The organism is Flavobacterium saccharophilum, assembly GCF_900142735.1.
GTDB lineage: Bacteria > Bacteroidota > Bacteroidia > Flavobacteriales > Flavobacteriaceae > Flavobacterium > Flavobacterium saccharophilum.
Map to the genome: position 1 here is coordinate 167,647 of NZ_FRBY01000006.1, position 11,985 is coordinate 179,631.

Here is an 11,985-nt window from a genome sequence, read left to right on the forward strand (position 1 = left end):
GTGGTTAAAAACAATTATAATACTCTTTTATGGTTTTCCGCAACATTAAAAGTTGATCCGATTTATCCATTGATAGATTTTTATCCTTTTGTATTTCTTATCATAGATCAAGTACTTCCTCTTTTATCCATAGTAATTTTACAATACTAAAAAATTACACCATGGAATATGAAGTTATAAACAACGAAAAGGATCAACGCTTCGAGATTCATTTAGATGGAAAAATGGCGTTTGAACAATACAAATTATTTGATGGAGGCATTTCTTATATCCATACCGAAGTTCCACCTGAATTAGGAGGAAGAGGACTAGCCGCTTATATAGCAAAATATGTTCTCGATTATGCAGAAGCGCATCATCTTAAAGTAAAACCTTATTGTCCTTATATCAAAGCTTATATAGACAAACATCCCGAGTATCAGGCCAACTCATTATTTCACAATAAAGAATCACAACAAAATGAAAACTAAAAAAATAGAACAAATATTTTCACCACCAGCACCACATATGGTTGGTGACGGATTTAGAGTACATAATTTTATTCCGTACGGAATGAGCATGGAAAGAATGAGTCCCTTCATACTGATGGATTATAATTCTAAATTTTATTTTCCGCCCACCGATAAATTAAGAGGAGTTGACGTACACCCGCACAGAGGTTTTGAAACCGTAACGATTGCCTATAAAGGAAAAGTAGCGCATCACGACAGTTCTGGAAACAGCGGTGTAATTGGCGAAGGAGACGTACAATGGATGACTGCTGCGTCTGGAATTTTACATAAGGAATACCACGAAGAACAATTCAGTAAACAAGGTGGTGATTTTCAAATGGTACAGCTTTGGGTAAATCTTCCTGCAAAGGATAAAATGACAAAACCCAAATATCAGGGGATTACTAATAATGAAATCAACAAACACCTATTACCAAATGGTAATGGTCTAATAGAAGTTATTGCAGGTGAATACAAGGAAACTTTAGGAGCAGCCACAACTTTTACTCCTGTAAATTTATTTAATGCCAAATTAAACAAAGGCGCTTCTGCGACTTTTAATTTTCCGGAGAATTATAACACCGCTCTTCTTGTAATTGAGGGAAGTATCAGAGTCAACGATCATAAAAATGTATCCGCAGATCATTTTTTGCTTTTTGCAAATGAAGGAGAAGAATTTACCATTGACGCACTTGAAGATGCTGTAGTACTTATTTTAAGTGGAGAGCCTATCAATGAACCAATAGTTGCCCGTGGCCCTTTTGTTATGAATACACATCAGGAAATTATCCAGGCAATGAACGATGTAAATATGGGAAAATTTGGGTATCTGGAATAATTAATAACTAAATAAAAACAAATGGAGAATCAGACAATATGGAGAAATGATAAAGAGCATTCAAGACTTGGTTTCACCGTTACACATATGATGATTAATGATATTGTGGGACAGTTTAACAATTTCGACTTAAAAGTAACCGCTTCAAAATCAGATTTCAGCGATGCTTCTTTTGAATTATCAGCAGAAACAAATTCGGTATTTACAAATTCAGAAGGAAGAGATGAAGATTTACGGGGACCTAATTTTTTTGATGTCGAAAAATACCCAACGCTAAATTTTAAAAGTACTGCCATTAAAGAGTACAGTACAAACAATTACAAAGTTACTGGTAATCTAAGTCTTCACGGTTTTACAAAAGAAATCATTGTCGATTTTATTTACAGAGGAACAATGTTTAATCCAAATTCAAAGAAAATAACATCCGGATTTCAGGTTCTGGCAACACTAAAACGTTCTGATTTCAAAGTCGGATTAATTTTGCCTTTTGACGGACTTAAAGACGATGTACTTATAAAAATGGATGGTGAATTTCCAAAGGATTGATTTTATAAAATTTTAGTAATAACAAATAAATTTAAAAAAATGTCAGTAGTAACAAGAATTAATTCAGATGATGTAGCAATTCTGCTTATCGATCATCAAAGTGGTTTATTTCAAACCGTAAAAGACATTGATGTTACCTCATTGCGTAACAATGTCACCACATTAGCTAAAATTGCAGCAATAGAAAACATTCCTGTGATAACAACGGCTTCCGAACCAAATGGCCCGAATGGTCCTTTAATGCCTGAAATTCATAAGTATGCTCCGCATGCAGTTTATGTACCCAGAAATGGAGAAATAAATTCCTGGGATACTCCGGCATTTGTTGAAGCTGTGAAAAAAACAGGGAAGAAAAAATTAATTATTGGAGGAGTTTTAACGAGTGTATGTGTCGCTTTTCCATCCATATCAGCTGTTTCAGAAGGCTACGAAGTCTTTGCTGTTATTGATGCATCAGGAGATATGAGCACTTTGTCATCACAAGCTACAATTGCGAGATTATCCCTTGCAGGAGTAATACCAATAAGTACAACAGGTGTATGCAGTGAAATTCAAAAAACATGGAATCGTCCTGAAGCTTTACAATTTGCAGAAGCCTATTCTACTGTAATGCCAAATTATCAGGCCGTAATTGAAAGTTTCTTAAAGGCAGAAACGGTTGGAAGTTCAAAAAAGTAATGCACGACGAACTTCAATAAATAATAATAAAAAATAGAAATCATGAGCAGCTTACCTATTCGCGATCAAAAAAATGATCACCTCTTAACTCCGGAAAACGCAGCATTAATCATTATTGATTATCAACCGGTACAAGTCAATTCTATTGCTTCAATGGACAGACAAATCCTAATTAATAACATCTGTGGTGTTGCTAAAATGGCCAAAGTTTACGATTTACCTATTGTACTTTCGACCGTGAATGTTCAAACCGGATTTAACAAAGAAACGATTCCACAATTAAAAAGAGAATTAGAAGGTGTTACTTCTTACGACAGAACTACTATAAATTCATGGGAAGACAAAGAATTTCTGGAAGCCGTTAAAGCAACGGGAAAGAAAAAACTAATAATGACCGCTTTATGGACAGAAGCCTGCCTGACGTTTCCTGCGCTTGATGCCTTAAAAGAAGGTTACGAAGTTTATATTGTAGCCGATGCCGTAGGCGGAACTTCGCTGGAAGCACATAATGCGGCATTACGAAGAATGGAGCAAGCGGGGGCAATTCTGGTGAGTGTACCGCAATTATTTTGTGAATTGCAGCGTGACTGGAGCCGTGCTGAAACAGCTCAGGAATTTATGCAACTGTTTATTAAAACTGGAGGTACAGCAGGAATCCAATTTTCTTACGATAGGGATTAATCCGGACTAAGTTTGCCTATATAATATTTCCAACAAATTCTAAAGACTTTAGAATTTGTTGGATTTTATAATTAAAGAGAAAATTACACTGTAAAAAGCATACTTGCTGCTCCTAATAAGGCAGCAACTTCATTATCTGTAGAAACAGAAACCGTAATTTCAAGACCTGATTCTTTTACTTTTTTATTGAAACTTTTCAGGAAGAATTCGCTCGAATTCGCAATCTTTCCACCAATAATAAAACTATCAGCTTCGAATTTTTCTAACCACGGAATTACTACTGCAGCTAAATCTTCTCCCATTTTTTCAAATACTTTTATAGCCACCTCATCGTCGGCAACAGCAAGATTAAAAAGTTCTAATCCATTGTTGAGATTTTTACCGGTCAGGTTTTTATACGCTGACAAAAGACCTCTTGCCGAAACATAATCTTCTGCCATTCCTTCTTTAAAAGGAAGATTGTAGATTTCACCATCCGCTGGAACCAATTCTCCAGAAACAATTGAAACGCCTTTATCAATAAAACAGACTCCAAGTCCGGTTCCAAGCGTTACGGCAATTACCTTTTTAGAAAGATTTGTTGCATCTTTAAAAACCTCCCCTTTTCCAAAACAAACAGCGTCATTTTCAAACAGAATCGGAAATTCGTTAGAAAGATTAAGCGAGCCCTGAAACAAATAGCGAACATTTAAACCATAAAAATGTTCATATTTTGATTGGTCCTTAATCCAGCAAAGTCCATTAGTATAATCAAACGGCCCAGGCATACAGATAGCAAGGCCTTTTATTGCTTCTACTTTTGAATTTTCTACTGAAGTGCGAATCGCTTTTTCCCAAATAGACATGACCTCTTTCACAGGCAAATTAGAATCAAATGATTCTTTATGCAATGAAAAATCAATCACTTTCATGTTTACAATATCTATTATCGCTGCGGTAATATGCGTTCCTCCAATGTCTATTCCTACGGCATATTCTTTATTCATCTTATTTTCCTGAATTGGACTATTAAACAATTAAGCTTCAATTCTTAATCTCTTATAGTTATTTTATATTTTTACTTTTAGATATTCTTATCTTTTAAAATCTGAGGATATTTGTTACTTGTATGAACAATCATTTCTCCAAAAAGTGTATTCGCCCACGCAAACCATTTTCTGGTAAACTTCGTCACATCATCTTTATGAAATGATTCGTGCATAAAACCAGTATCTGCATTTGTCTTGATCAAATTGCTAATACAGTTTTTTATTTCTGTTTCATCGACACTGGTAATTGCTCTCAAAACAATACTCATTGGCCAAATTGTATCAGCACCAGTATGTGGTCCCCCGACGCCCTCGCCCGCTTTTCCTTTATAGAAAAAAGGATTGTTTTCTGAAAGCACTACTTTACGCGTATTCAAATAAAGTGGATTATCCGGCTCAATTGCACCAAGGTAAGGCAATGATAATAAAGAAGGAACATTCGCGTCGTCCATCATATGAAAACTTCCGTAACCGTTTACTTCAAAAGCAATGATTTTACCAAATTTCGGATGATCAATAATTCCGTTTTCTTCTAAACCTTTCTGAACCTGTTCTCTTAATTCTTTGGCTTTAGCTACTAAATCTTTATCTAACATTGACGGCAAAGAGAAGATTTCGATTAAATAACCCAAAACCTCAATTGCAAACATATTACTCGGAATCAAATAGCCAAATAAAGTACTATCATCACTTGGCCTGAAAGTTGAAACAATTAAGCCGCAAGGTTTTACCGGATATCCGTAACCGCCTAAAGGTACGCCGTCTGTTGCCCAGGCCGTTTCACGCTGAAAAGTATAAGGTCCTTTATCATGCCAGCGCTGTTGTTCTTTGAAAGTCTGCAATACCAATAACATTGCTTCTTTCCACTTACTGTCAAATAAACTTAAATCGCCTGTTTCCTTCCAATAGCCATGTGCTAATCGAATAGGATAACATAAACTGTCTATTTCCCATTTGCGTTCATGGATTCCAGGCTGCATTTTGGTCATATCGTTTTTCCATTCGCTGACTTTGGTAAAATCTTTGTAAAAAGCATTCGCATAAGGATCCAGCAAAATACATTTCGCCTGACGGTTGATGACGCCTTTTACCAATTCTGCGAGTTTTTTATCTTCTTTTACAAACGGAATATAAGGCCAAATTTGAGCTGTACTATCACGAAGCCACATTGCATCGATATCACCGGTAATTACATACGTATCTGGTTTTCCATCGATAATTTCAAAATCGACTGTGGTGTCCAATGTGTTTGGAAAACAGTTTTCGAACAGCCACGCCAGTTCCGGATTTGCAATTTGTTTTTTAATTCTGGTAATTGCTGCTTCGACTGCTTTACTTGTAAATTTTCGCTCTGCTAATGGAGGTCTTTTGCTAATAAAATCTTTAAGTGCAAAATTAAAAGCATCTGACTGCATTCCAAAAACATCGGTTTGGAGTGCCAATAATCCTGCTGAAAAAATTCCGGTGTTTCTGATAAATTTTCTACGTGATTGCATAGTATTATTTTGAAGTTGAATAAGAATATGGAAAGGCACTTGCCGACGTTCCTCTTTGTAAATTTGGCTCACTTGTCATATCAAAATTCAATTCTCCACCTTTTAAAATATCAAAATGGTTGATGAAATTTTTAGTATAACCTGCATTATCCCATTTTAAATCCTGAACATATTTATTGGTTTCTGAATTTTTTGGTGCATTTATAGTAAGTTGTTTTCCGTTTTCTAGTTTCAATATTAATTTCTTAAACAATGGCGCGCCCAAAACATATTCGTCCGTTGCCGGGCAAACCGGATAAAATCCCATTGCGGAGAAAATATACCAGGCTGAGGTTTGTCCATTATCTTCATCACCGCAGTAACCATCAGGAGTTGGTTTGTACAAACGGTTCATAACTTCTCTGGACCAATATTGTGTTTTCCAAGGTTCTCCAGCATAATTATACAAATAAATCATGTGTTGAATGGGCTGATTTCCATGTGCGTATTGTCCCATATTCATGATCTGCATTTCGCGAATTTCATGAATTACTGATCCGTAATAACTGTCGTCAAAAACTGGAGGAGTTGAGAAAACGGCATCTAATTTTGCTGTGAATTTTTTCGGTCCTGCCATTAAATCAATCAATCCCTGAATGTCGTGAAAAACGCTCCAGCTGTAGTGCATGGCATTTCCTTCTGTAAAAGCATCGCCCCATTTTAACGGATTGAAATTTTTCGGAAAACTTCCATCTTTATTTCTTCCACTCATAAAACCAATTTCAGGATTATAGAGCTTTTTATAATTCATCATTCGTTTCTCAAATACGCTGATTTCCTTTTTAGGACGATTTAAAGCTTTTGCTAATTTCCAAATTGCAAAGTCATCATAGGCATATTCCAATGTTCTGGCTGCGTTTTCATTGATTTTGACATCATAAGGCACATAACCTAAAGTATTGTAATACGAAACTCCCGTTCTTCCAACAGCATCCATAGGCCCTTCATTATTGGCACCATGAACCAAAGCTTCATATAAAGTATTGATATCGTAACCGCGTAAACCTTTCATATAAGCATCTGAAACCACAGAAGCTGAATTATTTCCCACCATTACGTTTCTAAAACCAGGACTTGACCATTCTGGTAAAAAGCCACCTTCCTTATAATCATTAATTAAACCTTCCTGCATTTCTTTATTTACAGAAGGATAAACCAAATTCAGCAATGGATAAAGAGCGCGGAAAGTATCCCAAAAACCAGTTCCGGCATACATATAACCTGGCAAAATATTTCCGTTATACGGGCTGTAGTGCACCGTTTCTCCTTTTGCGTTTATTTCATATTGTTTCTGAGGAAAACAAGTGGCACGGTACAAGCAAGAATAAAAGGTTTTTAACTGTTCGTCATTATTACTTTCTACGGCTATTTTATCCAAAACTTTGTTCCATTCTTTTTTAGAAGCTGTGACAGTTTCATTGAAAGAAGCGTTTCCTAATTCTGATTTTAAATTCAGTTCTGCCTGTTCAGGACTAATAAAAGAAGAAGCTACTTTTACGTTTATTATTTCGCCTTTTTTAGTTTTAAAACCAACCACTGCTCCGGCATGATTGTCCTGCAATTCTAATTTATCTTTTTGCAAGCCTGCATCATTCCATGTAGAATTTGATGCAAATGGTTTATCAAAAACCAAAACAAAATAGTTCTTGAAATTAGTTGGAACTCCTCCGCTATTACGGGTTGTATAACCGATAATTTTATTTTCAGAAGGAATAATTTTAACATAAGAACCTTTATCGAATGCATCAATTACAATAGAAGATTGCTCATTTTCAGGAAATGTAATCTGAAAATGGGCCGCTCTTTCTGTTGCTGTAATCTCTGTCGTTACATCATAATCTGCCAAATAAACGCTGTAATAATAGGGTTTTGAAACCTCTGCTTTATGACTGAACCAGCTCGCTCTGTCTGCTTCGGCGAAAGCCAGTTTACCCGTTACCGGCATAATCGAAAACTGACCGTAATCGTTCATCCACGGCGATGGCTGATGCGTTTGTTTGAAGCCTCTAATCTTTTCGGCTGTATAAATGTAAGCCCATCCATCTCCCATTTTACCGGTTTGCGGTGTCCAGAAATTCATTCCCCATGGCCTGCAAATTGCCGGATACGTATTTCCGTTGGAAAGACTGTGCAGCGATTGTGTTCCCATTAATGGGTTAACATATTCTACCGGTTCTAAAGTTTTAACTTGTGCATTTGCAGCAAAACACTGTATTAATCCTAAAATTATTAAACTCTTTATTCTCATATTTTTATGCTTTAAACTAAGTAATTCTTAAATCTAAAATCTGAACTCTTAAATCTAAATTTAAAGAGGTCTGTCTTCTTTTTTTACTCCAAAAGTTGTTGATGGCTTACTTCCCATATACAATTTCAATTCACCGCCTTTCACAATCATATCGTGTGTGATATATGATTTTGTGTACGGTTTTCCGTTATATTCTGCTTTTTGGATGTACATATTGGATGCGTTGTTATCAATTGCTTTTACTGTAAATGAAATTCCTCTTTTATGATGAATTACCGCTTCATTTACCAACGGGCTTCCGAAAACATAAATCCCGTTTGCAGGATTAACGGAATAAAAACCCATTGAAGATAAAACGTACCAGGCAGACATTTGCCCTAAATCTTCATTACCACATAATCCGTCTGGTTTTGTCGAATAGAATTTATCATCGATTTCACGAATTAATTTGGCTGCTTTCCAAGGTTCTCCGGCATAAGCATACAAATACGGAATATGGTGATTTGGTTCATTTCCTTGTGCATATTGTCCGATCAAACCACTAATATCCGGTGAAACTTCTTCCCCTTCTACTTTATCTGTTATTAGAAATAGTGAATCTAATTTGGCTAAAAATTTACTTTCATTTCCAAATAAATCAATTAAACCATAAGGATCCTGCGGAACCAACCAGGTATATTGCCATGCATTTCCTTCAACATAATCGTCTTTACGGTGCGCCGAAGAAAGCGGATTGAAGGGCGTTCTCCAGTTTCCATCGGTTAATTTACCACGCATAAAAGTGGTTTCTTTATCAAAATAAAGCTTGTACAAATTGGCTCTTTTTGAGAAATAAGTATAATCTTCGGTTTTGTTTAGTGATTTTGCCATTTGTGCTACGCAGTAATCGTCAATAGCATATTCTAAGGCGTTTCCAACCGTTTCCAGCATTTTATCAGCCGGAATATATTCTAATTTTTGCACGTAATCCATTCCGTCACGTGTTTGCATAGCCGTTTTTTTGATGGCTTCGTAGGCCAATGCCACATCATAATCACTGTATCCTTTTAAATAGGCATCAACAATTACGGCGATAGAATGATTTCCGTTCATCGTATTGGTTTCATTCCCCATTAAATGCCAAACCGGCAATCTCCCTTGTTGTTGGTAAATGGCTAAAAATGATTTTACAATATCATTAATTTTATCCGGCTGCGTGATGGTGTATAAGGGATGCAAACCTCTGTAAGTATCCCAAAGTGAAAAAGTCGTGTAGTTGGTGAAGTTTGCCTTTTCGTATACTTTTTTGTCTGTTCCTCTGTAATCGCCATTTGCATCATTAAAAATAGAAGGTGCAAAAGCAGTATGATACAGCGATGTATAAAAAACTTTCATTGTTTTATCATCTGCTTTGATCTGGATTTTGCTTAATTCTTTATTCCATTTTGATGTTGCTTCTTTAACCGTTTTATCAAAATCCCAATTCGGAATTTCGGCTTTTATATTCGCAGCAGCATTCTCATAACTTACAGGTGAAATTCCGACTTTTACTAAAACCTGTTTGTTTTTTAAAGAAGTAAAATCCAAAACAGCTTTCATTTTCAAGCCTTCGCCCTCAGTACCTGAAACGGCAGTTTTATCATTATACAATGACAAACTTGAAATGGGTTCTGAAAATTCCATTGCAAAATAAACACGCTGATCTGTAGCCCATCCTTCTGAAAAACGATATCCGACAAGTGTCGTTTCGTTTATTTTTTTGATGAATGTTTTTACCGGTTTATCCCAGCCCACACCATCGGCAAGGTCTAATAAGACATGAGAATCTGTAGCAGAATTGAAAGTATATTTATGAAAACCAACTCTTTCGCTGGCTGTTAATTCGGCTTTAACTTTATATTTATCTAATAAAACGCTGTAATAACCAGGTTTGCTTACTTCATTTTCATGCGAAAAATAAGAGCCATAACCGTTTACCATATCTTCTTTTGTGCCTTTAAAAAGAGGCACTTTTCCTGAAACCGGAAGCAAAAGAATATCATTTAAATCCCCAATTCCGGTACCACTTAAATGTATATGTGTAAATCCTAAAATGGTATTGCTGGCGTAGTTGTAACCGCTGCACCAATCCCAGCCTTCAAAAATATTTACAGGTCCTAACTGAACTGCCCCAAAAGGAACATTCGCCCCCACAAATACGTGACCATGACCCGCAGATCCTATAAACGGATTTACATATTGCGTATAATCTGAATGCGTTGCTTTCGCCTTTTTTTCCTGTGAAATGGAGGTATTGGCAAAAAATAGGTTTAAAGCTAAAATTCCGCTCAACGCTATTTTATGGTATTTTATAAACATATTCTATTCTATTTTTTTATTTGACTTATTTAATGGAATGCGGATTAATCGAATTTAAACTGCTATTTCTTTCTTAAAAACTTAACTCTGAATTTCATAAATGAAACTACATAACTTCAAAAAATAAGCCGGGAGGCACAGGTATTCCAACCGGCTTAATTCAAAACTAACTAACCACTTTTTAAACTTTTCTTTATTTCGCCAATTTCTATTATTACTCCAAAACTTTGGCACTATTTCCTTTAACTAACTGAATTGCAACAGTCTTATTTTATTTTAAGAGCCAATCATTAATTTCTAAATTTTGCCTCTAAAAAATCTAAAACGATTTAGTGAAACGATTAAAAAAAACGAATCGTTTTCTTTTAATTTTAAAATCGTACTACTCTTTTAGACTGACTCTCTGATAATCAAATTGCCTTTCTTCAGGCGTTTTTCAACTTCAAATTTTTCAAGATCGATCATCTGGCTTGTTAACAATTGTATAGCATTAATTGCAATATCTTCAATTGGCTGTGCAATTACACTTATTGTTGGTGTATGCAATTTAAAACTATCATGATCATCAAAACTAATAACCGATATATCTTCAGGAATTCTAATCCCCATTCCTTTAAAAGCCTGAAGACCTGCTAAACCCATATAATTTGCTAAAAACAGAACAGCATCTATTTTAGGATTTTTATTGAAAAAATTTACGAGTTCTTCAATTCTTGTTTCTTCGTTACTGTGATAATTTACATGAAGAACAAGTGATTCATTATACATACCCGCTTCTTTTAAGGCATCTCTGTAACCGTCTTCTCTTAATGTCATCTGAATCATTTCAGAAGTAATATTAACAACAGCTATATTTTTACAGCCTTTCTCAATCAAAAATTTTGTAGCCGAATGCGATGCTTCATAATTATCCATTACAACATGGCTTACTTGCTGTCCCGGAAAATATCTATCGACCAGTACAACAGGTTTTTTCAGCTTTAAAAGAAGATCAATTTTGTCCTCCAATTTTCGTGTTGGTGTAATAATAAAACCATCAACATTTGCCTGCAAAAGACTATGTATCAATTCTTCAGAACGTTCATCGTCATCACCCGTACTACAATAAAAAACTCTGTAATCTATATTTTTGGCCTCATCTTCAATAACCCGCGCCAAATCTGCAAAAAACTGATTCGATATATCCTCCACAATAAGCCCAATAGATCTTGTTTTTCCAGTTCTTAAACTGGTTGCAATCATGCTTGGTCTGTAATGAAGTTTCTCCGCTATATCCTGCACTTTTTTTATAACAGCAGCACTGATTCCCATTTTCTCTCCCTTACCATTTATGACAAAAGACACAGTGGATATTGATACTTCAGCCTTTAAGGCAATATCCTTAATAGTAATCTTTTTCATTGAGAGAGTTCTTTTTACATCTGTTAAATATACACAAATATATACTAAAATAGAATTACTAAAACGATTTTGTAAATATTTTTTAAACAAATCGTTTTTTTACAGTTAATATAAAACACTATCCTCAGCATTTTTTGCACTTTCATGTTAAATTAGAGGCTGTTTTATCCAAAAACAAGCATTTTCACGAAATAGAGACTTA

General features: G+C 35.3%; 10 protein-coding genes. 5 read left to right on the top strand and 5 right to left on the bottom strand.

From position 1 onward, the window contains the following. The first annotated feature begins 161 nt into the window (after positions 1 to 161). From BUA98_RS19220 to BUA98_RS19240, 5 genes are read left to right on the top strand one after another with little or no spacing between them, the layout of a single operon-like run. Positions 162 to 470: a GNAT family N-acetyltransferase gene (locus BUA98_RS19220; protein ID WP_072975169.1), complete on the top strand. Its 309-nt coding sequence runs from the start codon at positions 162 to 164 to the stop codon at positions 468 to 470. Continuing rightward, on the top strand, positions 460 to 1,329 hold the full coding sequence (locus BUA98_RS19225; protein ID WP_072975170.1) for a pirin family protein: 870 nt from the start codon (positions 460 to 462) through the stop codon (positions 1,327 to 1,329). Before BUA98_RS19220 ends, BUA98_RS19225 begins: the two co-directional genes overlap by 11 nt. Positions 1,330 to 1,350: 21 nt before the next feature. Further along, on the top strand, positions 1,351 to 1,875 hold the full coding sequence (locus tag BUA98_RS19230; protein ID WP_072975171.1) for a YceI family protein: 525 nt from the start codon (positions 1,351 to 1,353) through the stop codon (positions 1,873 to 1,875). A 39-nt stretch (positions 1,876 to 1,914) separates the two neighbouring features. Beyond that, positions 1,915 to 2,553, top strand: coding sequence for an isochorismatase family protein (locus tag BUA98_RS19235; RefSeq protein ID WP_072975172.1), 639 nt, complete (start codon positions 1,915 to 1,917; stop codon positions 2,551 to 2,553). 42 nt (positions 2,554 to 2,595) lie between these two features. Further along, on the top strand, positions 2,596 to 3,234 hold the full coding sequence (locus tag BUA98_RS19240; protein WP_072975173.1) for a hydrolase: 639 nt from the start codon (positions 2,596 to 2,598) through the stop codon (positions 3,232 to 3,234). Between the two features lie 83 nt (positions 3,235 to 3,317). On the opposite strand, the gene BUA98_RS19245 is transcribed toward BUA98_RS19240, so the two are convergent. The 5 genes from BUA98_RS19245 to BUA98_RS19265 all read right to left on the bottom strand — a co-directional run bounded on the left by BUA98_RS19245 (position 3,318) and on the right by BUA98_RS19265 (position 11,783). Then, entirely contained in the window at positions 3,318 to 4,220 is a 903-nt protein-coding gene (locus BUA98_RS19245; RefSeq protein WP_072975175.1) for an ROK family protein, read from the bottom strand. A 77-nt stretch (positions 4,221 to 4,297) separates the two neighbouring features. Beyond that, positions 4,298 to 5,758, bottom strand: a complete 1,461-nt coding sequence (locus tag BUA98_RS19250) for a glycoside hydrolase family 125 protein (protein WP_072975544.1) — start codon at positions 5,756 to 5,758, stop codon at positions 4,298 to 4,300. A gap of 4 nt (positions 5,759 to 5,762) precedes the next feature. Continuing rightward, a complete protein-coding gene (locus tag BUA98_RS19255; RefSeq protein ID WP_072975176.1) occupies positions 5,763 to 8,045 on the bottom strand; it encodes a GH92 family glycosyl hydrolase in 2,283 nt (760 codons plus the stop codon). 60 nt (positions 8,046 to 8,105) lie between these two features. Then, entirely contained in the window at positions 8,106 to 10,382 is a 2,277-nt protein-coding gene (locus tag BUA98_RS19260; RefSeq protein ID WP_072975178.1) for a GH92 family glycosyl hydrolase, read from the bottom strand. Positions 10,383 to 10,772: 390 nt separating this feature from the next. Next, positions 10,773 to 11,783, bottom strand: coding sequence for a LacI family DNA-binding transcriptional regulator (locus BUA98_RS19265; RefSeq protein WP_072975180.1), 1,011 nt, complete (start codon positions 11,781 to 11,783; stop codon positions 10,773 to 10,775). Between the last annotated feature and the right edge of the window lie 202 nt (positions 11,784 to 11,985).

Bases quoted from the DNA above. Each gene is read 5' to 3' on its own strand.
- BUA98_RS19220 (WP_072975169.1), top strand. From the start codon at position 162: ATGGAATATGAAGTTATAAACAACGAAAAGGATCAACGCTTCGAGATT.
- BUA98_RS19225 (WP_072975170.1), top strand. From the start codon at position 460: ATGAAAACTAAAAAAATAGAACAAATATTTTCACCACCAGCACCACAT.
- BUA98_RS19230 (WP_072975171.1), top strand. From the start codon at position 1,351: ATGGAGAATCAGACAATATGGAGAAATGATAAAGAGCATTCAAGACTT.
- BUA98_RS19235 (WP_072975172.1), top strand. From the start codon at position 1,915: ATGTCAGTAGTAACAAGAATTAATTCAGATGATGTAGCAATTCTGCTT.
- BUA98_RS19240 (WP_072975173.1), top strand. From the start codon at position 2,596: ATGAGCAGCTTACCTATTCGCGATCAAAAAAATGATCACCTCTTAACT.
- BUA98_RS19245 (WP_072975175.1), bottom strand. From the start codon at position 4,220: ATGAATAAAGAATATGCCGTAGGAATAGACATTGGAGGAACGCATATT.
- BUA98_RS19250 (WP_072975544.1), bottom strand. From the start codon at position 5,758: ATGCAATCACGTAGAAAATTTATCAGAAACACCGGAATTTTTTCAGCA.
- BUA98_RS19255 (WP_072975176.1), bottom strand. From the start codon at position 8,045: ATGAGAATAAAGAGTTTAATAATTTTAGGATTAATACAGTGTTTTGCT.
- BUA98_RS19260 (WP_072975178.1), bottom strand. From the start codon at position 10,382: ATGTTTATAAAATACCATAAAATAGCGTTGAGCGGAATTTTAGCTTTA.
- BUA98_RS19265 (WP_072975180.1), bottom strand. From the start codon at position 11,783: ATGAAAAAGATTACTATTAAGGATATTGCCTTAAAGGCTGAAGTATCA.